Origin of the sequence: Pseudomonas sp. URIL14HWK12:I12 (assembly GCF_003097135.1) — a bacterium.
In the GTDB taxonomy this organism is placed as follows: domain Bacteria; phylum Pseudomonadota; class Gammaproteobacteria; order Pseudomonadales; family Pseudomonadaceae; genus Aquipseudomonas.
Genome location: NZ_QEQL01000001.1, coordinates 889,537 through 914,806, shown reverse-complemented (window position 1 = coordinate 914,806; position 25,270 = coordinate 889,537). Strand labels below are relative to the sequence as shown.

Genomic DNA, 25,270 nt, shown 5'->3' with positions numbered 1-25,270 from the left:
TTCGTGATCATCTCGCAGGTGGTCTCGCTAGCAATGTGAGCCCCCGCACGGCTGCTCACCGGCCATGGGCGGCACTGGTCGAATGCCCCTTGGCACCTTTCGGCTGAAGCCGAGGAGTCTGTTATCCTGCGCCCCTTTGCCGAAGGCGCGCCGCGAGCGCCATTGTGAGCCAAGCCATGCCTGCCAATACGCTGCCCCTGACGTTGAGCCGCGCTGACCACAAGACCCTGGGCCTGGCCGCCTTGGGCGGCGCCTTGGAAATCTACGACTTCATCATTTTCGTATTTTTCGCCGTCACGCTGAGCCAGCTCTTCTTCCCGCCGCACATGCCCGAGTGGTTGCGCCTGCTGCAAAGCTTCGGGATTTTCGTGACCGGTTACCTCGCCCGGCCGCTGGGCGGCATTCTAATGGCGCATTTTGCTGACCGCCTGGGCCGCAAGAAGGTGTTCAGCCTGAGCATTCTGATGATGGCATTGCCCTGCCTGGTCATTGGGCTGATGCCCACCTATGCACAGATTGGCTACGCTGCGCCGTTGCTGTTACTTGGCCTGCGGGTGCTGCAGGGCGCGGCGGTGGGCGGTGAAGTGCCCAGCGCCTGGGTTTTCGTGGCCGAGCACGTGCCGGTTCAGCGGCGAGGTTACGCCTTGGGCATGTTGCAGGCTGGGCTAACCTTTGGCTACCTGATCGGTGCGCTGGTCGCCACGGCGGTGGCGCGCAACATGACTCAGGAGCAGTTGCTGGAGCACGGCTGGCGCTTGCCCTTCCTGCTGGGTGGGGTGTTCGGGTTATTCGGCGTATGGTTGCGCCGGTATCTGGCCGAAACGCCGATCTTCATCGCCCTGCGCGAACGCCAGCAGCGGCAAGCGCCCTTGCCCCTGGCGCAGGTGCTGCGGGAGCACAGGTCGGCCCTGTTGCCGGCAGTTGTGCTGACCTGCGTCCTGACCAGCGCCGTAGTGGTGCTGGTGGTGCTGACGCCCACCTTGCTGCAGCAGCGCTTTGGCTATCCGGCCGGGCACAGCTTCGCACTCAGCAGCTTGGGCATCGTCTTTCTGAATCTGGGCTGCGTACTGGCCGGTTTGCTCGTGGACCGCATCGGCCCCTGGCGTGCATTGGCGCTCTACAGCCTGCTCTTGCCAGTGGGAATGGCCGTGCTCTATGGCAACTTGATTGGTGGCTGGGGCTGGCCGGGCCTTGCTTATGCGCTAGCCGGGCTGTGCTGTGGGGTGGTGGGCGTTGTTCCTTCACTGATGGTCGGATTGTTCCCGGCGCCGGTGCGGGTGTCGGGCATCTCGCTGACCTACAATCTGGCCTACGCACTCTGGGCCAGTGCCACGCCATTGGCATTACTGGCGCTGGCGCCCACTTCGCCTTGGGTGTGTGTAGCCTACTGCGCGTTGATGGGGCTGGTCGGGCTCGGTTGCGCGTTCTACTACGGGGCCAGCGCGCGGCAGCTGCACAGGGCTTGACCGATGCTGAACCTGTTCCAGCTGCGCGCCTTCGATGCCGTGGCCCGCGAGGGCAGTTTCACCCGCGCCGCTGAAAAGCTGTTCATCACCCAACCTGCCATCACCGGCCATGTCAAGGCGCTCGAGTCGCACTACCAAGTGCGTCTGGTGCGGCGTGGAGCAGGGCGGGTGAGCCTCACCGAAGAGGGCGAACATCTTGCGGGTATCACCCGCGCCTTGTTTGGCCTGGCCGACGAGGCTGAGACCTGGCTGCAAGAGCGCCGCCAGGCATTGGCCGGGCAGCTCACCTTATTCGCCGACAGCCCGCAGCAGGCTATGCCGCTGCTGGCCCGCATGCGTGAACGCCACCCTGGCGTGGTGTTGCGCCTCAGGCTGGGTAACGCTCGGCAAGCACTGGACGCGGTGCTGCGCGAGCAGGCCGATATCGCCCTGACCACTGCCGCGACACCCCGCAGCGGTCTGTATCTACAGCCTTTGAGCTGCTCTGCCTTGCTGCTGCAGCTTCCGGCGGGGCACCCCTGGGCCTCGTTGGCCTCGGTTGAGCTTGCGGCGCTGTTGGGCCAGCCGTTGTTGTTACGTGAAGTAGGGTCTGTCACTCGCCAGGCATTCGAGGAGGCTTGCGCCGATGCCGGCCTGGCACTGCCCGCTGGGTTGGAACTGGGTAGCCGGGAGGCGGTGGCTGAAGCGGTAGCGGCAGGGCTCGGGCTGGGCGTGGTGCTGTCAGGCGAAACCGGCCAGGATGCGCGGCTTTCGACCGTCGCGCTGGAAGGTGTGCCGCGCCTGGCCCCACACATGCTGGCCTGCCTGGATCGCTACCGAGGGCTGCGCTTGGTGCGCACCTTCCTTGAGCTGGCCGGGCCGGGTGCTGATGATGGGGTCGATTGCGCCGCCAAGGCCGTATAGACTTTCGCCACCTGCGCCGGCAGCTCGTGCCGGTGCTCTTGTACAGTGAAATCAGAGAAACAGCCATGGGCGCACAATGGAAAGCTAAACACAGAGAGGCAGCAGCCAACGCCAAGGGGCGTATCTTCGGCAAGCTGGCCAAGGAACTTCAGATCGCCGCACGTGGCGGGGCCGACCCGGAAATGAATGCCCGCCTGCGCTTGGTGGTAGAGCAGGCCAAAAAGGCCTCGATGCCACGCGATACGCTGGAGCGCGCCATCAAGAAAGGCGCCGGCCTGTCGGGTGAGACGGTCCAGTACACGCTGGTCAAATACGAGGGCTTTGCCCCGCACCAGGTGCCGCTGATCGTCGAATGCCTGACCGATAACGTCAACCGCACCGTCGCTGAGATTCGCGTGCTGTTTCGCAAGGGCCAGCTAGGTGCCGAGGGCTCGGTGTCCTGGGACTTCAGCCACGTGGGGCTGATCGAAGCTACGCCTGCCACCGCCGATGCCGACCCGGAAATGGCGGCGATCGAGGCAGGTGCGCAGGATTTCGAGCCTGCCGAAGAGGGCGCAACGCTCTTCATCACCGATACCACTGACCTGGACGCCGTGCAAAAAGCGCTTCCCGAGCAGGGTTTCACCGTGATTTCGGCAAAGATCGGCTACGTGCCGAAAAACCCCGTCACCCTGGGCGACGAAGAAAAGCTTGCAGAAGTCGAGGCATTTCTGGATGCCATTGACGGTCACGACGACGTGCAGAACGTCTACGTAGGTTTGGCTGGCTAAAACCCTCGCCCCGAGTCGTCCCGCGCTGCGAGCACTTGCTCCGGCGTCGGGGCGCGGAGTATCTCAAGCGTCTCGCTGTCCATGCGGATCAGCTCAAGTTCGGCGAACGCTTCGAGCCAATCCTGCATTGGCCACTGGCCCCACCGCTGCCGGAAGCGCCGGGCATTGGCCACGATGGCCGCAAAATGGTTCAAAGGCGGGCGCCATACAGCATGATATTGGTGCAGCGCCAAGGCCTCGCAGGCCAACAGCGGCACGCCTCGCTCACGAGCATTGAATGCGAAATCGGTGTCTTCTGCGCCGTAACCCTGGTAACCCTCGTCAAAGCCGCCTATGTGTTCCAGCACTGGGCCCATGACTGCGAAGTTCAGCGACCAGAACAACGGATACGGCACTTCACCACCCGGTGCCGGCCGGTGCACGGCGAGCGGATGCGCCACTGCCTCCTTTTCGAGGGCTTCGCCTGTCCAGGCCGCCAGCTCTGCCTGGCGCGGCAGGTAACGCACTTGGCCCAGCTGCAACGCGTCGGGCCGTTGGCGTAGCCCCTGGCGATAGGCGGCCAACCACCCCTGCAAGGGGATGCAATCAACATCCAGAAACGCCCAGGCGCTGGCCGGGTCGATGGCCAACGCCTGGTTGCGTGCGGCCGCAAGGGGCAATCCCTCTGCGCTGTCCACACGTCGGGTGTAGATCGGAAAATGCCGGGCCTTATGCTCGCGTGGGGCTTCATTCATATGCACAACCCACAGCGCCCCAGGCGCCAGCGTTTGGCGGTCAAGGCCTTCGATCAGATGGGCCAATGCCTGCTCACGGCCGTGAGCCAGGGTTATGACGTTCATGCGCCCTCGCTCAGGCCCTGCAGGTAACTGCCAAAGCCGCCTTGAGCACGAAAGTCCAGCCTGGCACTGGTGCGCACCCGTACCGAACGGCTCCAGGCGATGCGTGCGCCTTGAGCTTCAAGGGCGCGCACCAGGTGAACGTCTTCATGGCAAGCCAGCGCAGGGAAACCTCCCGCTTGCAGGTAGGCCACGCTGGTTACCCCTAGGTTGGCGCCATGGATGTGGCTGTGGCCGTCGAGGTCGCGATAGGCCGCTTCATAGCGTTCCCGTACCTGGGCGTGATGCGGGCTCCAGTCGTCCACCTCGACCACGCCGCACACTGCATCAGCTTCATGGGCAAGCTGGGCTGCCAACCAGTCAAGCGGTACCGTGCTGTCGGCGTCGGTGCACGCCAGCCAGCGAGCGCCGGCGTCGATCAACGCGCGGGCCCCGGCAGCGCGTGCAGAGCCCACGTTGCGCACGCTGACTTCCAGAATCTTCACTGGGTGCTGTTCGCAGATCGTGCGAGAGGCGTCGGTACAGTTGTCCAGTACCACCATCACTTGCACCGGTTCGCCCAACAATAAAGGATGGGCGGCTGCGGCCAGTACGCTGCGCAGGCAACGGTCGAGGCAGGCTTCTTCGTTATGAGCAGGTATCACGATTCCGATCATGTGCGTTCCTCGCAGGGAATTACCTTATGTGAAACGTGGCAGTACCGGGCCATACCCCGTAACATTTGTTTTGGCGCCCACGCTGAATCAGTCGACCCGGGCGCTCGCCGGCTGGTTTCAGCGAGCCGACCAACTGTCATTGGCTGGGGATGAACATGGGCAAGGAGCAGGGCATGGCACCGCGGGACCTGATGTGGGCATTGGTGGTGATCGTCGCCTGGGGCGTGAACTTCGTGGTAATCAAGGTGGGCCTGGACGGCTTGCCGCCCATGCTGCTTGGCGCTTTGCGCTTCGCCCTTGTCGCGTTTCCGGCAATGTTCTTCGTGCGTCGCCCGCAACTGCCATGGCGCTGGTTGATCGCCTACGGCGCAACGATTTCGCTAGGCCAGTTCGCCTTCCTGTTCGAAGCCATGGCGCACGGAATGCCACCGGGGCTTGCGTCATTGGTGTTGCAGTCGCAGGCGTTCTTTACCCTTATTTTCGCTGCAGCCTTTCTGGGCGAACGGCTGCGCGTGGCCAGCGGGCTGGGCCTGTTGATTGCGGCCGGCGGCCTGGCGCTGATCGGGCTGCAGCACGGTGGCCAGGCTACGCCCCTGATTGCGGTGGTGCTGACCCTTTGCGGGGGCGCATCCTGGGCTTTGGGCAATGTGCTCACCCGGCGCTTTGGGCAGGTCAACCTGATGGGGCTGGTGATCTGGGGGGCGGCGGTGCCGCCGCTGCCGTTTCTTGCACTGTCTTGGTACCTGGACGGGCCGGAGCGCATTGCTCACGCGCTGCTCAATATTGGCTGGTCTTCGATTCTGGCGCTGCTGTATCTGGCAGTGATCGCTACCATGCTCGGGTATGGCCTGTGGAGCCGGTTGCTATCGCGCTACCCGGCGGGCAGGGTAGCGCCGTTCTCGCTGCTGGTGCCGGTAGTGGGCCTGGCCAGTGCAGCGCTGTTGCTGGGCGAGCGCCTGTCGAGCCTGCAGTGGTGGGGCGGTGCGCTGGTGATGCTCGGCCTGCTGGTGAACGTATTCGGCCCACGCGTGGCGCAACGCGTGGTGCCGGCCACCTGAGCCGTGGCATGATACCGGCCCTTTGCCCGCGCTGATTTTCCGGAGAATTGCCATGACCGCGCCCGCCACTGTTACCGTCACACCGCCCGGCCGGGCATTGGAAGGCCGCGTGGCGCCCCCAGGTTCCAAATCGATCACCAACCGGGCATTGCTGCTTGCGGCCCTGGCCAAGGGCACCAGCCGATTGACCGGCGCGCTCAAGAGCGACGATACCCGGCACATGTCCAATGCCCTGAGGCAAATGGGTGTCACCGTAGAGGAGCCTGACGCCACGACCTTCGTGGTCAGCAGCAGCGGGCGGCTGCTGGCGCCGGCTGAGCCTCTGTTCCTTGGCAATGCCGGCACTGCGGTGCGTTTTCTTACGGCAGCAGTGGCCACGGTGGCGGGTGAGGTGGTGCTCGACGGCGACCATTACATGCAAAAGCGCCCAATCGGCCCCTTGCTCGATGCCCTGCGTGCCGGCGGGGTAGACGCCAGCAGTGCCACCGGCTGCCCGCCGGTCACAGTTCGGGGCAATGGCCAGTTGGCGGTAGAACGCTTCGAGATCGACGGGGGGTTGTCCAGCCAGTACGTCTCGGCCCTGCTGATGCTGGCAGCCTGCGGCCAGGCGCCTATCGACGTGGCCCTGACCGGCAAAGACATCGGTGCCCGTGGCTACGTTGACCTGACCGTGGCGGCCATGCAGGCTTTCGGTGCCCAGGTGCAGATGATCGATGAAGTCACGTGGCGCGTGCAGCCCACCGGCTATCAGGCCACGGATTACCAGATCGAACCCGATGCCTCGGCCGCTACCTATTTGTGGGCTGCCCAAGCCCTCACGGGTGGACGCATCGACCTAGGGGTTGCCAACGAGGCCTTTACCCAGCCTGACGCCCGCGCCCAGCAATTCATCGCCCAATTCCCGCATATGGCCCCCGTGATCGACGGTTCGCAAATGCAGGACGCCATTCCGACCCTGGCGGTGCTGGCAGCCTTCAACGAGACGCCAGTGCGCTTTACGCAGCTGGCCAACCTGCGAGTCAAAGAGTGCGACCGGGTACAGGCGCTGCATCACGGCCTCAATGCCATTCGCCCAGGCCTTGCCCGTGTGGAAGGGGACGACCTCATCGTCGAGGCGGATTCGGCGTTGGCCGGCACTGAGGTCACGGCGCGCATCGATACCCATTCCGACCACCGGATGGCCATGTGCTTTGCCCTGGCCGGCTTGAAAATCGCAGGTATCGCCATCGAAGACCCGCTGTGCGTGGGCAAGACGTATCCAGAGTACTGGCGCGAGCTGGAGGCTTTGGGCGTGAGGTGCACCTTCCAGCCAGCGCCGTAGGCCAGCTAGCCGCCGGTCATGTTCATGAAGCGGACGATCTGCACCTGGTCGTCCAGCTTGAAGTCATGCCGCCAGGGCTTGCGCCCGATTGCGTCCAGTATGGCGTTTTCCAGTTTCTCGGGTTGGCCCGGGTTGGCACGCAGCACCGCCTTCAGGTCAGCCGAATGCTCATTGCCCAGGCACAGCAGTAACCGGCCCTCGACAGTCAGGCGCACGCGGTTGCAGGTGGCGCAGAAGTTGTGGCTGTGCGGTGAGATGAAGCCGATGCGGCTGCCGGGCGCTTCGGCCAGGCGCCAATAACGAGACGGGCCCTGCGTGGTGTCAGCGGAAGGCAGCAGGCTGTAGCGCTCGGCGATCCGCTCGCGCACCTGTTCGCTGGAGAAGAACGCTTCGGCGCGGCTGTGTTCACTGATCTGGCCGAGGGGCATTTCTTCGATGAAGCTGATGTCGAGCTCGCGTTCGAGCGCAAAGTCGACCAAGTCGAGGATCTCGTCGTCATTGCGGCCTTTCATCACCACGCAATTGAGCTTGGTGTGCTTGAAGCCTGCTGCGCGGGCCGCATCGATACCTGCCAGAACTTGCTGCAGATCACCGGTACGAGTCAGTGCCTTGAAGCGGTCGGCGTGCAGGCTGTCGAGGCTGATGTTCAGGCGGCTGACGCCGGCGTCGAACAGCGGTGAAGCGAGCCGGCCGAGCTGCGAGCCATTGCTGGTCATGCACAGTTCCTGTAGGCCGGGCAGGGCCGCGATACGGCTGCACAGCCCTACCACGCCCTGGCGTACCAGTGGCTCGCCGCCAGTGAGGCGGATCTTGCGCGTACCCAGGTTCACGAACGCGCGTGCCATCGCTTCGATTTCTTCCAGGCTCAACACCTGCTGGCGAGGCAGGAACTGCATGGTTTCAGCCATGCAGTACACACAGCGGAAATCGCAGCGATCGGTGACCGAAATACGCAGGTAGTCGACCTTGCGGGCGAAGCTGTCGGTCAGGGTAGCCTGGGGCATGCGCGCCTCTTGCAGATGATGGCCACGACAAACACTGCGGCCTGATCACCACAGGCTACGCGGGTGAGGTTGAAGCGTCCAATCGCTTGTTCCGATAAGCCTATCGAACGCCTCTATCGGCCCCGCACCGCGCCGGGTATGCTGCGCCAAGCCTTGAAAATCAACGGTATAACGATGAAAAAGCGGTGGGTGGCGCTGCTGGGCGCCTTCATGATGTGCTGGTGGAGCGTGGCCCAGGCCGCGCAGCCTGTGACGCGCTTCAGCGTGGAGGTGAGCGGGCAGGGGCCGGATGTGATCTTGATTCCGGGCCTTGGCAGTGGCCGAGCGGTGTGGGATGGCCTCGCGGCTCAGCTGCAAGCCGATCACCGGGTGCATCGGGTGCAGCTGGCAGGTTTTGCCGGGGAACCCTGGGCCTTCGGTGACGGCCCGTTCCTGCAACCGGTTGTCGAAGACCTGGCGCGTTACATCCGCCAAGAGCGGTTGAATCACCCTGCGGTCATCGGCCATTCGATGGGTGGGCTGTGTGGGTTGATGCTCGCCCAGGCCTACCCTGATGACGTTGGCCGCTTGATGACCGTCGATACGTTACCGTTTTATAGCGCCCTGTTCGGCGCGCAAACCGTAGAAGACGCCCGCCCCGCTGCCGAGCGAGCCCGGCAGGAGATGCTGGCGCTCGATGACGCCACCTTCAGCCAGCGCCAGGCCCGGGTTGCGCAAGGGCTGAGCCTGTCACCCTTTACCCAGGCGCAGATCGTTGGCTGGGCTCAGGCCAGTGACCGCCACGCGTTGGCCGCAGCGCTCAGGGAAACCATGCTCACCGACGTGCGACCCGGCCTGGCCGCGATGCAGCTGCCGGTGACCGCGCTCTATGCCGATGCGGGGCGCCCGGCCGATGAAGTGGATGCGCTCTGGGCCGCGCAATATCAAGGGTTGGTGGGTTTGAAAAGGGTGCGCGTTCGTAACAGCTACCACTTCATCATGGCTGACCAGCCGCAAGTGTTCGCTGAAGCGGTGCAGCGCTTCTTGGCCCCCGCGCCCTGATTAGCCCCCCGGCGCTATTTGCTTCAGTCACTAACCGATAGATCTACCAGTTATGCCGCTTTGGCCTCTTGAGTATCGTGAACATGCGTAACGGTGCCCCACACCGGTTTCGTCTTTCTCAGGTTCACAGGAGAGCATGCCATGACTAGCACCTATCAACTTTTAGTCCAGCTCGAAGATATCGATTCAGACACTCATCCGGAACTGCTAATAGAGTATCGGGATCCTGAACAGCCTACCGCCGATCCTGAAGAGTCTACCGCCGATCCTGAAAAGCCTGCCGCTAAGACGACGGAGACAGTGCATGCCGTGTTAGTGCGCTCCTCCAAGAATGACGGCATCTATGACATTGTGGCCAACAACACCGATGCCAACGGTGATGGCAAATCCAACGACGACGATAAGCGCCTACTCTTAGACTTCGCTCAAGCTGCCGCACACCTTTTCAGGGCTTTTAAGCCTCAATAGGCGCCAAGCGGATGGCTTTAGCACAAGCGGCACGATGACCCTGGGGCTAGCCGGTTGATAGGCTTCATGCTTAACTTCCGGCTCCCTAACGTTTCGTGCACAAGGACTCCTCATGGCTAACGTCACCCAAGGCGGCAACCCGATCGACATCAAGGGCGCGTTCCCGCAGAAAGGCGCCAAAGCCCCCGCGTTCACCCTGACTGCAGGCGACCTGGCCGACAAGACCCTGTCCGATTTCGCCGGCAAGCGCAAAGTGCTGAACATTTTCCCAAGCGTCGACACGCCCACCTGCGCAACTTCGGTGCGCAAATTCAACGCTCAAGCCAACGCAGTGGCCAACACCGTTGTACTGTGCGTTTCGGCCGACCTGCCGTTCGCCCAGAAGCGCTTTTGCGGGGCTGAGGGGCTGGAAAACGTTGTGAACCTGTCGACCTTTCGCAACCCCGGCTTTCATGAGGCGTACGGCGTGGCCATCGCCAGTGGTCCGATAGCAGGCCTTACCGCCCGTGCGGTTGTGGTACTGGATGAGAACGACGTCGTGCTGCACAGCGAGCTGGTACCTGAGATCAAGCAGGAGCCTGACTACGACGCGGCACTGGCTGTTCTGAAGTAATCCCAGCCAGCCTCCCGCATCGTCGCGGGTTCATCCTGCGGGAGGTTGGCAGCCGGGCGACCTGCGTGTTTCAAAACCGACACCAAGAATTTCGTAAACGAGCGGTAAAGCCGCTTTGCTTATCCGCCCTGGGTGATTATCGTTCTGCCTCCTGAAAGGAAGCTTGTCGCCATCAAGGGCCTATCTCCCCATGCAATCGTCTGGTTCCCGCTTTTCCCGTCGCCGGCTGTTCGGCCTGTTGCTGCTCGTTCTGATCGCTGTCGCCACTTGGTGGTATTGGAGCCATCGCACGGTGGCAGACTCTGCTGGCGCGGCTAAACCGGCTGCCCACGGCGGCAGGGGGGGCGGCGGTAACCCGGCTCGCGCAGGTTTCGGTGGCAGCGAAGGGCCCACGCCGGTGCGGGTGGCGCGCATCACTGCCGGAGACTTCCCGCTCTATTACAAGGCGCTGGGTACCGTTACAGCGCTCAACACGGTGAACGTGCGCACCCGGGTGGCCGGCGAGCTGGTCAAGGTGGCTTTTCGCGAGGGGCAGGCGGTGAAGGCGGGTGATCTTCTGGCGCAGATCGACCCTCGCAGCTACCAGATCGCACTTCAGCAGGCCGAAGGCACCCTGGCCACCAACCAGGCGCTGCTCAATAACGCTCGCACCGACCTCAAGCGTTACCAAGGTCTGTTCGCTCAGGACAGCATCGCCCGCCAGACCCTGGATACTCAGCAGTCACTGGTGGCCCAGTATGAAGGCACGGTGAAAACCAACCAGGCGGCGGTCAACGACGCTCGCCTGAACCTGGACTTCGCCCAGATCCGTTCGCCCATCGATGGCCGGGTGGGCCTGCGCCAACTCGACGTGGGCAACCTGCTGGCAGCCAACGACAGCACGGCGGTGGCCGTCGTTACCCAGATGCAGCCGATCAGCGTGACCTTCACATTGCCTGAAACCCAGCTCGACCCTGTTCTGGAGCGCTACCGTGCCGGCGCCCATCTCACTGTTGAGGCCTGGGACCGCGGTGACAGCAAGCTGCAGGCAAGCGGGGTGCTGCAAAGCCCTGACAACCAGATCGACACCACCACCGGCACCCTCAAGTTCAAGGCTGCGTTCGAGAACAAAGACCAAGCGCTGTTCCCCAATCAGTTCGTCAATGTTCGCGTACTGGTCAATACATTGAAAAACGTGGTGCTGGCGCCCACAGCGGCCATTCAATTCGGCGCCGACGGCTCTTTCGTGTACGCCTTGGACGGCGACAAGGTGAAAGTGCGCCAACTCAAGCTCGGCCCGAGCGACGGCAGCTCCACCGTGATTCTTGAAGGGCTGGCCGCTGGCGATCAAGTGGTGCTGGAGGGCACCGACCGCCTGCGTGACGGCTCCAAGGTCGAGGTGGTGGCCGACCCCGCCGAAGAACTGCCCGGCTCCCCCGGCGAGCACCTGCAAGGGCAGGGCAGTGCTGGCAAAACCGGCCGCGCGGGCAAAACCGGCGCATGAATATCTCCCGCCTGTTCATTCTGCGGCCGGTAGCCACCACCCTGACGATGTTGGCCATCGTCCTGGCCGGCCTGATGGGGTACAAGATGATGGCGGTCTCGGCGCTGCCGCAGGTCGACTACCCCACCATTCGCGTGATGACGCTATACCCTGGTGCCAGCCCGGATGTGATGACCAGCGCGGTGACCGCACCGCTGGAGCGCCAGTTCGGGCAGATGCCCGGCCTCGACCAGATGGCCTCGACCAGCTCGGGCGGTGCATCCGTGATCACCTTGCGCTTCAGCCTCGAGCTGTCGATGGACGTTGCCGAGCAGGAGGTGCAGGCGGCGATCAACGCTGCCAACAACCTGCTGCCCAGCGACCTGCCCGCGCCCCCTGTGTACAACAAGGTCAACCCGGCCGACACGCCGGTGCTCACCATTGCCGTGACCTCCAAGACCCTGCCGTTGCCGCGCCTGAACGACATGGTCGAAACACGCATGGCGCAGAAACTCTCGCAGGTGTCGGGCGTCGGCCTGATTACCCTGGCCGGTGGCCAGCGCCAGGCGGTTCGTATCAAGGTCAACCCACAGGCCCTGGCGGCCAATGGCTTGAACCTGGCCGATGTACGCACCTTGATCAGCGCGTCCAACGTCAACCAGCCCAAAGGCAACTTCGATGGCCCCACGAGGGTGTCGATGCTCGATGCCAACGACCAGCTGCGTTCACCGCAGGAGTACGCCGATCTGATCCTGGCCTACCGCAACGGTGCGCCGCTGCGTTTGAAGGATGTGGCCAGCATCGTCGACGGGGCCGAGAACGAGCGCCTCGCTGCCTGGGCCAACCGCCAGCAGGCGGTATTGCTGAACATCCAGCGCCAGCCCGGCGCCAACGTCATTCAGGTGGTGGACAGCATCCGCCAGGTGCTGCCCTCGATCACCGAAAACCTGCCGGCCGGCGTCGATGTGACCGTCCTGAGCGACCGCACCCAGACCATCCGCGCCTCGGTCAACGATGTCCAGAAGGAGTTGCTGTTCGCCATCGTGCTGGTGGTGCTGGTGACCTTCCTGTTCCTGCGCCGCGCCAGCGCCACGCTGATTCCCTCGATCGCGGTGCCCTTGTCGCTGGTCGGCACCTTCGCAGTGATGTACCTGGCGGGCTTTTCCATCAACAACCTCACGCTGATGGCGCTGACGGTGGCCACCGGCTTCGTGGTCGACGACGCCATCGTGATGCTCGAGAACATCGCACGCCACATCGAAGAGGGCGAAACACCGCTCAATGCTGCGCTCAAGGGCGCGCAGCAGATCGGTTTCACGTTGGTATCGCTGACTTTCTCGCTGATTGCGGTGCTGATCCCGTTGCTGTTCATGGCCGATGTGGTAGGGCGGTTGTTTCGCGAGTTCGCCATCACTTTGGCGGTGGCGATCATGATCTCGCTGGTGGTATCGCTGACCCTTACGCCGATGATGTGCGCGCGGCTGCTCAAACGTGAGCCGGCGCCAGAGCAACAGAGCCGCTTCTACCGCGCCAGCGGCGCCTGGATCGATTGGCTGGTGGCGCGCTACGACAGCGCGCTGGGTTGGGTGCTTCGGCACCAGCCCCTTACGCTGTTGGTGGCCCTGGCGACTCTGGCCCTGACGGTAGTGCTCTACCTGGCGGTGCCCAAGGGCTTCTTTCCGGTACAGGACACCGGGTTCATCCAGGGAATCTCCGAGGCGCCGCAGTCGATCTCGTTCAAGGCCATGGCGGTGCGCCAGCAGGCGCTGGCCGACATCATCCTGCAAGACCCGGCGGTGCAGAGCCTGTCCTCCTACATCGGCGTCGACGGCGATAACGCAACCCTCAACAGCGGGCGCCTGCAGATCAACCTCAAGCCGCGCAGCGAACGCGATGCCACTGCCAGCGAAGTGATCCGGCGCCTGCAACCGCAGGTCGATGGTATCCCGGGTGTGCGGTTGTTCATGCAGCCGGTACAAGACCTCACCATTGAGGACCGGGTCAGCCGCACCCAGTATCAGTTCAGCCTGTCGTCGCCCGATGCTGACCAGCTGGCGCTGTGGAGCGGCAAACTGGCCGATGCGCTGCATCAGCAGCCGGAGCTGCGTGACGTTGCCAGCGACTTGCAGGATCGTGGCCTGCAGGTGTACCTGGACATCGATCGCGACAGCGCCAAGCGCCTTGGGGTGAACGTTTCGGACATCACCAACGCGCTTTACGATGCCTTCGGCCAGCGGCAGATCTCTACCATCTATACCCAGGCCAGCCAGTACCGCGTAGTGCTGCAGTCGGCCGACGGTGGCAGCATCGGCCCGGCCGCGCTCGACCAGCTGTATGTGAAAGCGTCTGGCGACAGCTCGGTGGGCACCAACAGCACCGGCACCGGTAACACCAACAACACCGCCAACCAGGCCAGCACCACAGGTACCAGCGTGACCAGCAGCGAAGGTGGCGGCCAGGTGCGGCTGTCGAGCCTGGCGCGCATCGAGCAGCGCCAGGCGCAGCTGGCCATCGCCCACATCGGGCAGTTTCCGGCAGTGATGATGTCGTTCAACCTGGCCCCGGGGGTATCGCTGGGCGAGGCGGTTGATGTGATCGAGCGTACCCAGCAGGCCATCGGCATGCCAGCGGGGGTGCAAACGCAATTCCAGGGCGCCGCCGAGGCGTTCCAGGCATCGCTGTCGAGCACTCTGCTGTTGATCCTGGCGGCCGTGGTGACGATGTACATCGTATTGGGCGTGCTCTACGAGAGTTTCATTCACCCGGTGACCATTCTTTCCACCTTGCCCTCGGCGGCGGTGGGCGCGCTGTTGTCGCTGCTGCTGTCAGGCAACGACTTGGGCATGATCGGGATCATCGGCATCATCCTGCTGATCGGCATCGTCAAGAAAAACGCCATCATGATGATCGACTTCGCCCTGGAGGCCGAGCGCGAGCGGGGGCTGGCGCCGCTGGAGGCCATCCGCGAAGCGGCGTTGCTGCGCTTTCGCCCGATCCTGATGACCACGCTTGCCGCGCTGTTTGGCGCGCTGCCGCTGATGTTCGCCCAAGGGTCGGGGGCGGAGCTGCGCCAGCCGCTGGGCCTGGTGATGGTCGGCGGCCTGGCGGTGAGCCAGGTGCTGACACTGTTCACCACCCCGGTCATCTACCTGGGCTTCGACCGCTTGGCCAGGCGCTTGCGCCGTCACCGGCAGGAGCGTAGCGCGTGAACCTGTCGGGGCCGTTCATCCGGCGGCCGGTGGCCACGTTCCTGCTGTGTGTGGCGATCATGCTGGTGGGCGCGGTGAGCTTTCGCCTTTTGCCGGTGGCACCGCTGCCTCAGCTGGACTTCCCGGTCATCGTGGTCAGCGCGAGCCTGCCTGGGGCTAGCCCCGAAGTGATGGCCTCTACCGTCGCCACGCCGTTGGAGCGTGCGCTGGCAAGCCTGAGTGGCGTGCAGACCCTGTTCAGCCGTTCAAGCCAGGGCTCGACCCGGGTGATCATGAGTTTCGAGCAGGGCCGCGACATCGACGGCGCGGCTCGTGATGTGCAGGCAGCGATCAACGCCTCACGTTCGCTCATGCCCAGTGGCATGAAGAGCCTGCCCACCTACAAGAAGATCAACCCTTCACAGGCGCCTATCATGGCGTTGGCGCTGACCAGCAATGTGTTGCAGAAGGGCCAGTTGTATGACTTGGCTTCCACCATCTTGTCGCAGAGCCTGTCGCAGGTGAATGGGGTAGGCGAGGTGCAGATCGGTGGCAGCTCTCTGCCGGCAGTGCGGGTCGAGCTGCAACCCCGTTTGCTGGAGCAGTACGGCGTGGCCCTGGACGACGTCCGCAGCGCCATCACAACCGCCAACGTTCGCCGGCCCAAGGGCTTCGTCGAAGATGGCGACCGTGCCTGGCAGGTGCAGGCCAGCGATCAACTGGAGAAGGCTGAGGACTACCGGCCACTGATCATTCGCGCCCGTGATGGCGCGGTGTTGCGCCTGTCGGATGTGGCCAAGGTCAGCGATGCGGTGGAAGACCGCTACAACAGTGGTTTCTTCAACCGCCAGGACGCTGTGCTGCTGGTAATCAACCGCCAGGCGGGCGCCAACATCATCGAAACCGTGCAGCACATCAAGGATCAGCTGCCGGCCCTCAGGGCGGTGATGCCGGCCAGCGCCAACCTCACCGTGGCCATGGACCGCACCTCGGTGATCAAGGCAACCCTGCACGAGGCGGAGGTTACCCTGCTGATCGCCGTGGTGCTGGTGGTGCTGGTGGTCTACCTGTTTCTGGCCAGTGCCCGGGCCTCGCTGATCCCGACCCTGGCAGTGCCTGTTTCGTTGATCGGCACCTTCGCGGTGATGTACCTGTACGGTTTCTCGCTGAACAACCTGTCGCTGATGGCACTGATCCTGGCCACAGGGCTGGTGGTGGATGATGCAATCGTGGTGCTGGAGAACATCGCCCGGCACATCGACGACGGCGTGCCGCCACTGGACGCCGCCTACCGCGGTGCGCGGGAAGTCGGCTTCACCCTGCTGGCGATGAACAGCTCGCTGGTAGTGGTGTTCCTGTCGATTCTGTTCATGGGCGGCTTCGTCTCCAGCTTGTTCCGTGAGTTTTCCATCACCCTGGCGGCCGCTATCGTCGTCTCGCTGCTGGTGTCGCTCACGCTCACACCTATGCTCTGCGCGCGCTGGCTCAAACCCCACGGCAGCCAGCGCAGCCGGCTGCAGCAGTGGAGCGAGCGAGCCAACACGCGCCTGGTGGCGCTCTACGACCGTAGCTTGGGCTGGGTGTTGCGGCATCCTCGCCTGACCCTGCTGAGCCTGCTGGCGACCATCGTGGTCAATGTGGCGCTCTACGTGGTGGTGCCCAAGACGCTCATGCCCGAGCAGGACACCGGCCAGCTGATGGGCTTCATCCGGGGCGACGATGGGCTGTCCTTCGGTGTGATGCAGCCCAAGATGCGCCAATACCGCGACGCCATCCTGGCCGACCCGGCGGTGGAGAGCGTAGCGGCGACCCTGGGTGGCAATAACGGCACCAACAACGCGACCGTGCTGGTCCGGCTCAAACCGCTCAAGGAGCGTGGGGTGTCGGCCAAGCAGGTGATCGAACGCATCCGCAAGAACGCACCGAAGATCGCTGGCGCACGGTTGTTCCTGAATTCTGACCAAGACCTGCAGTTCGGCGGTGCTCGCGACGACACTACTTCCCAATATCAGTACACGGTGCAGAGCGACGACCTGGCCCAGTTGCGCCAGTGGTTTCCGAAAATCGTGCAGGCGCTGCACAAGGTGCCGGAGATTACCGCCATCGATGCCCGGGAAGGGGCTGGCACCGCTCAGGTGACACTCAAGGTCGACCGTGACCAGGCCAAGCGGCTGGGCATCGACATGAGCACGGTGATGACTGTGCTCAACAATGCCTACAGCCAGCGACAGGTCTCGACCATCTACGACAGCCTCAACCAGTACCAGGTAGTGATGGAGGTCAACCCTCAATACGCCTGGGACCCCGTTACGCTGGAGCAGATCAAGGTGATCACCAGCAGCGGCGCGCAGGTGCCGCTCTCGACCATCGCCAGCTACGAGAACAGCCTGGCGGACGACCGGGTCAGCCATGAAGAAGGTTTCGCCTCCGAAGACATCTCTTTTGATGCCGCGCCCGGCCATACGCTGGGGGAGGCCACCGCTGCCGTGGATCGCGCCCTGGCTGGCCTGGGCCTGCCCGACGGGTTGATCGTCAAGGTCGCTGGCAATGCCGATGCGTTCATGAAGGCCCAGCAGGGGCAGCCGTTCATGATCCTCGGTGCGCTGGTGGTGGTGTATCTGGTACTCGGCGTGCTTTACGAAAGTTACATCCACCCGCTGACCATTCTTTCGACACTGCCGTCGGCGGGGGTAGGGGCACTGCTGGCGATATGGATGACCGGCGGGCAGTTCAGCCTGATCTCCCTACTGGGGCTGTTTCTGCTGATCGGCGTTGTGAAGAAAAACGCCATTATGATGATCGACCTTGCCTTGCAGCTGGAGCGCGATCAGGCGCTGCCGCCGCTGGAGGCGATCCGCCAAGCCTGCCTGCTGCGCCTGCGGCCGATCCTGATGACCACCTTGGCCGCAGTGCTCGGGGCCTTGCCGTTGTTGCTCAGCCGAGGTGATGGCGCAGAAATGCGCACGCCGTTGGGCGTTGCGATCATCGGTGGGCTGCTGCTCAGCCAGGTGCTCACGCTGTACACCACGCCCGTCGTTTACCTGTCTCTGGACCGCCTGCGCCATCGCTTCAATCGCTGGCGCGGCATCCGAACCGACGCTTCCCTGGAAACATCGCTATGACCACGTCTCACGCACCGTTCTCTTTGCGCCTGCCGGTTGCGGCGCTGGCGTTGGCGCTGCTCACCGCCTGCGCCGTCGGGCCTGATTACCGCCGCCCCGACGCCGCCGCCCCTGTGCAGTTCAAGGCTGCGCAGGGTTGGGTCGCTGCGGCGCCGGCCGACGATCAGGCCAAAGGCGACTGGTGGGCTGCCTACGGCGATGCCCAGCTCAACGCGCTGGTGGAGGAACTCAACCGTGGCAACCAGAGCATTGCCCAGTACGAGGCGCAATACCGCCAGGCCCAGGCAGCCGTGCGCGGCAGCCGTGGCGCGCTGTTTCCCAGCGTCTCCGCCAGTGCCGGGAAAACGCGCGCAGCCCAAGGCACTGGCAGCAGTGGGTCGAGCTTGTCCAATGCCAGCACCGGCATTCGCACTACCTACAACGCCCAGCTGGGCGTGAGCTGGGAGCCAGATCTCTGGGGCCGCCTGCGCCGAACACTGGAGGCCAACGAGGGCAACGCTCAGGCAAGCCTGGCCGACTGGGCCAACATTCGCCTGTCGATGCAGTCGCAGCTGGTGCAGAACTACTTGCAACTGCGCGTGCTCGATGCCGAGAAACGCCTGCTGCAGTCGACCGTCGATACCTATCAGCGCTCGTTGGAACTGACCACCAATCAGTACCAGGCAGGCATCTCAGGCCCCGATGCAGTGGCCCAGGCGCGAACCCAGCTCAAAAGCGCCCAAGCCGACCTGATCGACCTCACCTGGCAGCGCGCGCAGTATGAAAACGCAATTGCCGTACTGATGGGCAAGGCTCCGGCCGACTTCACGCTGGCCGAAACCGAGCAGGTGCCTGCCTTGCCGGTGATCCCGGTGGGCTTGCCCTCACAGCTACTGCAGCGCCGCCCTGACATCGCCGCGGCAGAGCGCGCGGTGATGAGCGCCAACGCGGGCATTGGCGTGGCCAAGGCAGCCTATTACCCCGACCTCACGCTGAGCGCCAGCGGTGGCTACAGCTCCAGCAGTTTCTCCAACTGGATTAGCCTGCCCAATCGATTCTGGTCAGTGGGCCCGAGCCTTGCGCTGACGCTGTTCGATGCCGGCCAGCGTAGCGCTGAAGTTGACCGCAGCGTCGCCGTCTACGACCAGACGGTGGCCCAGTACCGCCAGGCAGTGCTCGATGGGCTGCGCGAGGTCGAAGACTACATGGCGCAACTCAAAACCTATCAAGAAGAGGCCTTGGTGCGTCGGCAGGCGCTGGAAGCGGCCCGCGAGTCGCTGCGCCTGACCACCAACCAATACCGCGCCGGGCTGATCGGCTACCTTGACGTGGTCACCACCCAGGCCACAGCGCTGTCCAATGAGCGCAGCGTGCTTGCGCTCGACCAAAGCCAGTTGGTGGCCAGCGTCAACCTGATCGTGGCACTCGGAGGAGGGTGGCAGGCACCTTCGGCGCCTTAACCTGGCCGCCGCCTTCAATCGGCAGTGGGCCCCGCTTATACTGGCGGCCTTTAAAAACGAGGCGTGGCGCTGTGCTATCGGGCTTCATACTCACTCGCCACTGGCACGATACTCCGCAGGGCTGCGTCTTGGAGTATTGGTTGGCCACTGACCAGGGGCCGCTGTGCGTACGAACAGCGGCGCAGCAGCAAGTGGCGTTCGTTCCCACTGTGCAACACGCCAGGGCGCAGGCTTTGCTGGCCGAATTGCCCGGCCTGAGCTGGCGACCGCTGGCGCTGAAGGACTTTCGCCAGCGCCCTGTAGTGGGCCTTTACGCAGAGCAATACCAGCAGCTGCTGGCTGCTCGGGCCACCTTGCGCGCCAGCGCCGTGGACCTCTACGAGGCCGATATCCGCCCGCCTGATCGCTACCTGATGGAGCGTTTCATTACCGCGCCGGTGCGCGTAGCCGGGCAGGTGGAGGGAGCCGGCCGCCTGGCCAGCGTGCGCCTGCGCCCCCATGACCGCTATCGGCCCCGGCTGCGCATGGTATCGCTGGACATCGAGACCAGCGAGCGCGGCGAGCTCTATTGCATCGGCCTGCAGGGCTGCGGGCAACGCCAGGTGTTCATGCTGGGTGCGCCGGTTCGCGAGCCCGAGGCGCTAGGGTTCGACCTGGCCTGGCGCCCCACTCGCGCGGGGTTGATCGAGGCACTCAATGCCTGGCTCGCCGAGCACGACCCCGACGTGATCATCGGCTGGAATGTGGTGCAGTTCGATGTGCGGGTGCTATACGAGCAGGCCCGTCGCGAAGGCGTTCCCCTGCGTATGGGCCGCGATGGGCAGCCCTTGCGCTGGCGCGAGCATCCCGATGGCAACCACGGGTTCGCTGAGGTGGCTGGGCGCTGGCTGATCGATGGTATCGAAGCGCTGCGTTCGGCTACCTGGAGCTTCCCCTCGTTCAGCCTGGAATACGTGGCGCGCGAACTGCTGGGTGATGGCAAGGCCATCTCCACGCCGTACCAGCGCATGGATGAAATCAACCGTATGTTCGCCGAGGACCAGCCCGCCCTGGCCCGCTACAACCTGCAGGACTGCGAGTTGGTCACGCGGATCTTCGAGCGCACCGAGCTGTTGGCGTTCCTGCTCGAACGCGCGAGCGTCACTGGCCTGCCTGGGGATCGCAGCGGCGGCTCGGTGGCAGCGTTCACGCACCTGTACCTGCCGCCGATGCATAGGCAAGGGTTCGTGGCGCCGAATCAGGGTGAAAAGATGCCCCAGGCCAGCCCGGGCGGTTTTGTGATGGATTCGCGCCCTGGTCTCTACAGCTCGGTGTTGGTGCTGGACTACAAAAGCTTGTACCCGTCGATCATCCGCACCTTTTTAATCGACCCGGTGGGGCTGATCGAGGGCCTTCGTGAGCCGGAGCAGGCCGTGCCCGGTTTTCGCGATGCGTTGTTTTCACGTACTGCTCATTGCTTGCCGGCCATCGTCGAGCGCGTATGGCAAGGGCGCGAGGCGGCCAAGAAAGCAGGCAATGCGCCGCTCTCCCAGGCGCTGAAGATCATCATGAATGCGTTCTATGGCGTGCTCGGCTCCAGCGGTTGCCGTTTCTTCGATACGCGTTTGGCCAGTTCCATCACTTTGCGCGGTCACTGGATCATGGCCCAGACCCGGCAGTGGGTCGAAGCCCAAGGGTATGAAGTGATCTACGGCGACACCGACTCCACGTTCGTCTGGCTTGGAACAGAGGTGGCCCATCAACAGGCCTGCGACACGGGCCAAGCGCTGGCTCGTGACATCAATACCCTTTGGCAGCAGAAACTGGCCGACGAGTTCGGGCTCGATAGCGCGCTTGAGCTGCAGTTCGAGACGCATTACCAGCGATTTTTGATGCCGACTATCCGTGGCACAGAGGAGGGCAGCAAGAAGCGCTACGCCGGGCTTGTCGGTGGCACTGAAAGCAAGCTGGTGTTCAAGGGGCTGGAAACGGTGCGCAGCGACTGGTCGCCGCTGGCGCGGGAATTCCAGCAGGCGCTCTACGGCCGAGTGTTCAAGGGCGAGCCGTTTGAGCAGTGGGTACGGGATTACGTGGCGCGCACGCTGGCTGGGGAGTTGGATGACAAGCTGGTACTGCGCAAACGCCTGCGCCGCCCGCTGGCAGACTATCAACGCAATGTGCCGCCTCACGTGCGCGCCGCGCGGCTGGCCGACGAGGCTAACGCACGCCGGGGCCGCCCACTTCAGTACCAGCGCGGCGGCTGGATCGACTACGTCATCACCACGGCCGGCCCCGAGCCGCTGGAGGACCGACGCGCACCCCTAGACTACGGCCATTACCTGGAGCGCCAGCTAAGGCCCGTTGCCGAGGCCATTCTACCGTTCGTAGGGGTGCGCTTCGACGCGCTCATCGATGGCCAACTGGGGTTGTTCTGATCAAGGCAGTATCTTGACCGTGTGCACCGCTACCGTGTGATAGGGCACGCTGACGATGTCTCGGCCAGCCAGCTCAGGATCCTCAGCAATCAACTGGCGCACCTCTGCGAGCAACGCGGTGCGTTGATCGTCGGGCAACGCGGCGATGAAACTGATCGACCCGATCCGCCGCACGATCACGTCTTCCGGCGAGCCGGTATGGTTATGCTGCCAGTCTTTCTCGCTCAGCGGTGCATACTTGCCACCGAAATGCTGGTTGAGCACTTCGCGCCACTGCCCGCTGTAATAGCGCGGATAATCACCGGCATGGCGATTGACGATCGACGCCAACCGCTCTACCCAAGGCACCCGGGTGTCGCGCAAATTCCAAACCATGCCCAGGCGACCGCCCGGTTTCAGTACCCGGTGGATTTCGGTCAGCGCCTCGGGGTTGGCGAAAAGGTGAAAGGCCTGAGCGCACAGCACCACATCGACCTTGCCCGCAGGCAGGGGAATGGCTTCGGCCTGGCCTTCGAGCAAGCGCACTTCGGGGTGGCGGCGTGCGAACGAATAGCGCATGCGTGGCTCTGGCTCCACGGCGATAACATCGGCGCCCACCTCCAGCAATCGGCGGGTGAACTTGCCGGTACCCGAACCCAGATCGAGCACCGTCACCCCTGGGCGGATCTGCAAGTCGCGGCGTAGCCACTCGTTGACGGCGTCGGGGTAACCAGGGCGGCCTTTTTCATAGGTCTCAGACACCGCACCAAAACCTTTGAACAGCGGTGGTAGATGCAGCATTTCACGCAGGCTTTTCATATCAGCTCCCTCGCTCGGTGCATCTGGCGCGAACACGATGGGCCTTCACTGGCGCCAGAGGCCATACAGCAAAGCCTAGATCACGCCCGCAGATTCTGTTCGGTCAGGCGCTGGACGGCGAGGCGGCGGTAATCGGTGGGCGTCATGCCCTTGAGCTGCTGGAACCGGCGGTTGAAGTTGGACAGGTTGTTGAAACCTGATGCAAAGCAGATGTCGGTCACCGGCTTGTCCCCTTCGACCAGCAGCTCACAGGACTTGCTGATGCGCAGCCGGTTGACGAACTCGACGAAGCTGCGACCGGTTGCCTGTTTGAAGACCCGAGAGAAGTAGGTAGGTTTCATGTTCAAGTGGCCTGCAACTTCCTCGAGCGACAATTCTCGACCGTAGTGGCTGAAGATGTAGTCCACCGCGCGATTGGTCCGGTCGACGTGGATGTCGTCAGCCAGTGCCGAGGCGCTGGTGGCCGACAGCAGGTGATAGTCCTCAGTGCCGGCCAGCAGCTCCATGAGTATCAGGAACCAGCCCAGGCGGCTGCTTCGCTCGCTGTTCTCGATGCGGTGCATCAATGCTGTTGCTTCGGTAATCAGCGCGGGGTCGCGAAATTCGATGCCATACCGCGCACGCTCCAGCATTGGCGCGAGCGTGCGCAATTCGCTGAATACCTGGGTGGCGTGTTCGAACAGGTCATCGGTGAAGTTGACCAGCATGTCGCGCCGGCACACCTGTTCGCCCTCGGCCAGCTGGCTGATCCAGTTGTGCGGGAGGTTGGGGCCGGTAAGAAAGAGACTGCCGGGGTGGAAGTTGCCGATGTAATCGCCGATGAATACTTTGCCAGCACTGGCCACGATCAGGTGCAGTTCGTATTCCTTATGGAAGTGCCACCGCACCAAGGGGCTCGGAAAACCATGTTGGCGATAAATGATGGACATGCCCCCGTGGTCATCCATCAACTCATAGGAAGGCTCTGTGATGCGTGAGTTTCTACTCATGGCGTGCCTGTTGTTGTCGGCGTTCTGCCCTGAGCATAAGCGGGGGCCACGCGGCTGCACAAGCCCGCGCAGTGGCCCTCATCAAGTGTGGTTAGCGCGCTGTACGCCCGAAGGCGTAGGCCTGTGCACTTTGCTGCAGGTGGTCGCGAGCGTCCTCTACCAGGCGGACAGCCTCGCGCATCTGTTCATTGGCGCGGGTGTCCACGCCCTGGTCCCGGTGACGCAGCCCGGCGATCAGCGTATCGACCAAGGTGAACGCCGACCATAGGCCGCTGCCTTTGGCCTTGGGCCCTACAGGTGCGAACAAGGTTTTGCCCGTGGCCCGAGCCACGGGCGCTGCGGGGGAGTCGGTGATGCTGATCACCTGCGCACCCTGGCGCGCTACCAGCGTGGCCAGCGCTTCGACCTCGGGGTGATACGGCGGCAGGCTGAACATGAGCACCACATCCTGCTCGCCGGCATGCAAGAGACGGCTGACGGCCGGCTCCAGCCCTGATGCCAACGTCACGGTCTGGCAACTGCGGTTGAGTGTGTCCAGCTGTGCGGCCGTGAGGTGCACCAGCGAACAGCACTGCGCCGCCCCTACCACATACACTTCCCGGGCCCCGGCCAGCGCGTGGAGCACTTCGTCCAGCATCGGTGTGGAGTTGTGCCTACGGATCAGCGCCAACTCACCGTGGGCTAGGTTGAGCTGGTGCTCGAAGGAGAAGACTTCCGGCGCCTGCGAGGCTGCAGGTGCCTGAGGTGAAATCACCGCCAGCAGGTGATTGATCAATGCATTGCGCAGGCCAGTAAAGCCATTCATGCCCATCTTGTTGCCCAGCCGGTTGACGGCTGCCGGCGATGTTCCACTTTCCCGCCCGATCTCACTGATGCTCAACATGGCGGCACGTAGCGGATTACGCAGAATGAAATCTGCCACTTTTCGCTGCGCGGGCTTGAGCGTTTCGAGGGTGTCCGTGAGTTTGCGCATCACGGGTGTTTCAAATAGGGGGATCCCCGCCGTGTCCTTCATAGTCGAACGCTCCTGCGATAAGGTCATGCGAAATGGCATGGCTATGCTGCACACGCAGGAGTGTAGTTGCAGTTGCAACCAGTTCCAACCTCAAGATTTTGACGGTCGTATCTGTGACGTTTTGTTCAGGCGCGCTGAATTGCGCCGTCAGGCGAGCATGGCGTGCACGCGATCACGTAACTGGTCGATGGAAAAAGGTTTGCAGATCAGCTCGGCCCCCTCGGGAACGTCAAGCCCTGGGTACCCGCTTGCCACCAGCACCGGTAGGCCCGGCCTCAAGGCGCGCGCCTGGCCTGCCAACGCAAGGCCGTCGCGTTGTTGGGCATCACCCAGCCCCACATCGGTCACCATCAACGCCAGCGCTTGGTCTAGATTCTGCAATACAGCCATGGCGCCTTCCCAATCCTTGGCTTCCACAATCTTGAACCCTTGCTCCTCAAGCACGTCGACCATCAACATCCGCACGATCGCGTCATCTTCGACCAACAGCAGGGTGGGGGTAATTGCAACGTCGGGCATGGAGTGATAGATCCAGGTGAGGAAGATGAAATACAGCCGAGTTGGTGCAGCAGCGGTGACGCAAGTTCCGCATTTCCTACAATTATTGCGGAATTGTCCGATTGACGCGCGGTGAAATAGCAGTTGTAAGCGATATCCTACGTCAAATCAGTGGGATGGATAGGACTTTTCATCGGCTCATATAGGAA

The 25,270-nt window shown here is 63.4% G+C and carries 20 protein-coding genes; 13 read left to right on the top strand and 7 right to left on the bottom strand.

Annotated features, from left to right (window positions below; translation table 11 throughout):
• Window positions 1–176 precede the first annotated feature (176 nt).
• The 3 genes from F474_RS04290 (at window position 177) to F474_RS04280 (ending at window position 3,139) form a co-directional block, all read left to right on the top strand.
• Window positions 177–1,466: an MFS transporter gene (locus F474_RS04290; protein ID WP_097083778.1), complete on the top strand. Its 1,290-nt coding sequence runs from the start codon at window positions 177–179 to the stop codon at window positions 1,464–1,466.
• Window positions 1,467–1,472: 6 nt separating this feature from the next.
• On the top strand, window positions 1,473–2,369 hold the full coding sequence (locus F474_RS04285) for a LysR substrate-binding domain-containing protein (protein ID WP_097084277.1): 897 nt from the start codon (window positions 1,473–1,475) through the stop codon (window positions 2,367–2,369).
• 65 nt (window positions 2,370–2,434) lie between these two features.
• A complete protein-coding gene (locus F474_RS04280; RefSeq protein ID WP_097084278.1) occupies window positions 2,435–3,139 on the top strand; it encodes a YebC/PmpR family DNA-binding transcriptional regulator in 705 nt (234 codons plus the stop codon).
• On the opposite strand, the gene F474_RS04275 is transcribed toward F474_RS04280, so the two are convergent.
• Together F474_RS04275 and F474_RS04270 are read right to left on the bottom strand one after the other, a co-directional pair.
• Window positions 3,136–3,978 carry a glycosyltransferase family 2 protein gene (locus tag F474_RS04275; RefSeq protein WP_097083779.1) on the bottom strand — a complete coding sequence of 281 codons (843 nt, stop codon included), beginning with the start codon at window positions 3,976–3,978 and terminating at the stop codon, window positions 3,136–3,138. The two genes, F474_RS04280 and F474_RS04275, sit on opposite strands and share 4 nt — an antisense overlap.
• A complete protein-coding gene (locus F474_RS04270; protein ID WP_097083780.1) occupies window positions 3,975–4,631 on the bottom strand; it encodes a glycosyltransferase family 2 protein in 657 nt (218 codons plus the stop codon). The genes F474_RS04275 and F474_RS04270 overlap by 4 nt, the downstream gene beginning before the upstream one ends.
• 173 nt (window positions 4,632–4,804) lie before the next feature.
• Between F474_RS04270 and F474_RS04265 the strand changes: the two genes are divergently transcribed.
• Window positions 4,805–5,689 carry an EamA family transporter gene (locus F474_RS04265; protein ID WP_097083781.1) on the top strand — a complete coding sequence of 295 codons (885 nt, stop codon included), beginning with the start codon at window positions 4,805–4,807 and terminating at the stop codon, window positions 5,687–5,689.
• A 52-nt stretch (window positions 5,690–5,741) separates the two neighbouring features.
• The gene (locus tag F474_RS04260) at window positions 5,742–7,010 is read left to right on the top strand and encodes a 3-phosphoshikimate 1-carboxyvinyltransferase (RefSeq protein ID WP_097083782.1); all 1,269 of its coding nucleotides are present in this window, start codon (window positions 5,742–5,744) and stop codon (window positions 7,008–7,010) included.
• Between the two features lie 5 nt (window positions 7,011–7,015).
• Here F474_RS04260 and moaA read toward each other — a convergent pair whose 3' ends face one another.
• The gene (gene moaA, locus F474_RS04255; protein WP_097083783.1) at window positions 7,016–8,014 is read right to left on the bottom strand and encodes a GTP 3',8-cyclase MoaA; all 999 of its coding nucleotides are present in this window, start codon (window positions 8,012–8,014) and stop codon (window positions 7,016–7,018) included.
• A 174-nt stretch (window positions 8,015–8,188) separates the two neighbouring features.
• Here moaA and F474_RS04250 point away from each other — a divergent pair, with 174 nt between their 5' ends.
• From F474_RS04250 to F474_RS04215, 8 genes are all read left to right on the top strand, one after another.
• Window positions 8,189–9,055 (top strand): alpha/beta fold hydrolase, encoded by an 867-nt coding sequence (locus F474_RS04250; RefSeq protein WP_218191646.1) that lies wholly within the window; start codon window positions 8,189–8,191, stop codon window positions 9,053–9,055.
• A gap of 141 nt (window positions 9,056–9,196) precedes the next feature.
• Entirely contained in the window at window positions 9,197–9,523 is a 327-nt protein-coding gene (locus F474_RS04245; protein ID WP_097083785.1) for a hypothetical protein, read from the top strand.
• Window positions 9,524–9,635: 112 nt separating this feature from the next.
• Complete coding sequence (gene tpx, locus F474_RS04240) at window positions 9,636–10,136, top strand: thiol peroxidase (RefSeq protein ID WP_097083786.1); 501 nt, start codon at window positions 9,636–9,638, stop codon at window positions 10,134–10,136.
• Window positions 10,137–10,326: 190 nt separating this feature from the next.
• Window positions 10,327–11,619, top strand: a complete 1,293-nt coding sequence (locus tag F474_RS04235; RefSeq protein WP_097083787.1) for an MdtA/MuxA family multidrug efflux RND transporter periplasmic adaptor subunit — start codon at window positions 10,327–10,329, stop codon at window positions 11,617–11,619.
• Window positions 11,616–14,807, top strand: a complete 3,192-nt coding sequence (locus F474_RS04230) for an efflux RND transporter permease subunit (protein ID WP_097083788.1) — start codon at window positions 11,616–11,618, stop codon at window positions 14,805–14,807. The genes F474_RS04235 and F474_RS04230 overlap by 4 nt, the downstream gene beginning before the upstream one ends.
• Window positions 14,804–17,908: an efflux RND transporter permease subunit gene (locus tag F474_RS04225; RefSeq protein ID WP_097083789.1), complete on the top strand. Its 3,105-nt coding sequence runs from the start codon at window positions 14,804–14,806 to the stop codon at window positions 17,906–17,908. The genes F474_RS04230 and F474_RS04225 overlap by 4 nt, the downstream gene beginning before the upstream one ends.
• The gene (locus F474_RS04220; protein WP_097083790.1) at window positions 17,905–19,347 is read left to right on the top strand and encodes an efflux transporter outer membrane subunit; all 1,443 of its coding nucleotides are present in this window, start codon (window positions 17,905–17,907) and stop codon (window positions 19,345–19,347) included. The genes F474_RS04225 and F474_RS04220 overlap by 4 nt, the downstream gene beginning before the upstream one ends.
• Before the next feature lie 71 nt (window positions 19,348–19,418).
• The gene (locus F474_RS04215; RefSeq protein WP_097083791.1) at window positions 19,419–21,761 is read left to right on the top strand and encodes a DNA polymerase II; all 2,343 of its coding nucleotides are present in this window, start codon (window positions 19,419–19,421) and stop codon (window positions 21,759–21,761) included.
• On the opposite strand, the gene F474_RS04210 is transcribed toward F474_RS04215, so the two are convergent.
• The 4 genes from F474_RS04210 to F474_RS04195 form a co-directional block, all read right to left on the bottom strand.
• Window positions 21,762–22,559, bottom strand: coding sequence for a class I SAM-dependent methyltransferase (locus F474_RS04210; protein ID WP_256577666.1), 798 nt, complete (start codon window positions 22,557–22,559; stop codon window positions 21,762–21,764).
• An 80-nt stretch (window positions 22,560–22,639) separates the two neighbouring features.
• The gene (locus F474_RS04205) at window positions 22,640–23,548 is read right to left on the bottom strand and encodes an AraC family transcriptional regulator (protein WP_097083792.1); all 909 of its coding nucleotides are present in this window, start codon (window positions 23,546–23,548) and stop codon (window positions 22,640–22,642) included.
• A 91-nt stretch (window positions 23,549–23,639) separates the two neighbouring features.
• Window positions 23,640–24,521, bottom strand: a complete 882-nt coding sequence (locus F474_RS04200) for a MurR/RpiR family transcriptional regulator (protein ID WP_165830264.1) — start codon at window positions 24,519–24,521, stop codon at window positions 23,640–23,642.
• Between the two features lie 189 nt (window positions 24,522–24,710).
• The gene (locus F474_RS04195; RefSeq protein ID WP_097083794.1) at window positions 24,711–25,082 is read right to left on the bottom strand and encodes a response regulator; all 372 of its coding nucleotides are present in this window, start codon (window positions 25,080–25,082) and stop codon (window positions 24,711–24,713) included.
• Window positions 25,083–25,270: the final 188 nt, after the last annotated feature.

Bases quoted from the DNA above. Each gene is read 5' to 3' on its own strand.
- F474_RS04280 (WP_097084278.1), top strand. From the start codon at position 2,435: ATGGGCGCACAATGGAAAGCTAAACACAGAGAGGCAGCAGCCAACGCC.
- F474_RS04235 (WP_097083787.1), top strand. From the start codon at position 10,327: ATGCAATCGTCTGGTTCCCGCTTTTCCCGTCGCCGGCTGTTCGGCCTG.
- F474_RS04200 (WP_165830264.1), bottom strand. From the start codon at position 24,521: ATGCGCAAACTCACGGACACCCTCGAAACGCTCAAGCCCGCGCAGCGA.
- F474_RS04290 (WP_097083778.1), top strand. From the start codon at position 177: ATGCCTGCCAATACGCTGCCCCTGACGTTGAGCCGCGCTGACCACAAG.
- F474_RS04265 (WP_097083781.1), top strand. From the start codon at position 4,805: ATGGCACCGCGGGACCTGATGTGGGCATTGGTGGTGATCGTCGCCTGG.
- F474_RS04270 (WP_097083780.1), bottom strand. From the start codon at position 4,631: ATGATCGGAATCGTGATACCTGCTCATAACGAAGAAGCCTGCCTCGAC.
- moaA (WP_097083783.1), bottom strand. From the start codon at position 8,014: ATGCCCCAGGCTACCCTGACCGACAGCTTCGCCCGCAAGGTCGACTAC.
- F474_RS04230 (WP_097083788.1), top strand. From the start codon at position 11,616: ATGAATATCTCCCGCCTGTTCATTCTGCGGCCGGTAGCCACCACCCTG.
- F474_RS04220 (WP_097083790.1), top strand. From the start codon at position 17,905: ATGACCACGTCTCACGCACCGTTCTCTTTGCGCCTGCCGGTTGCGGCG.
- F474_RS04275 (WP_097083779.1), bottom strand. From the start codon at position 3,978: ATGAACGTCATAACCCTGGCTCACGGCCGTGAGCAGGCATTGGCCCAT.
- F474_RS04260 (WP_097083782.1), top strand. From the start codon at position 5,742: ATGACCGCGCCCGCCACTGTTACCGTCACACCGCCCGGCCGGGCATTG.
- F474_RS04245 (WP_097083785.1), top strand. From the start codon at position 9,197: ATGACTAGCACCTATCAACTTTTAGTCCAGCTCGAAGATATCGATTCA.
- tpx (WP_097083786.1), top strand. From the start codon at position 9,636: ATGGCTAACGTCACCCAAGGCGGCAACCCGATCGACATCAAGGGCGCG.
- F474_RS04210 (WP_256577666.1), bottom strand. From the start codon at position 22,559: ATGAAAAGCCTGCGTGAAATGCTGCATCTACCACCGCTGTTCAAAGGT.
- F474_RS04195 (WP_097083794.1), bottom strand. From the start codon at position 25,082: ATGCCCGACGTTGCAATTACCCCCACCCTGCTGTTGGTCGAAGATGAC.
- F474_RS04205 (WP_097083792.1), bottom strand. From the start codon at position 23,548: ATGAGTAGAAACTCACGCATCACAGAGCCTTCCTATGAGTTGATGGAT.
- F474_RS04250 (WP_218191646.1), top strand. From the start codon at position 8,189: ATGAAAAAGCGGTGGGTGGCGCTGCTGGGCGCCTTCATGATGTGCTGG.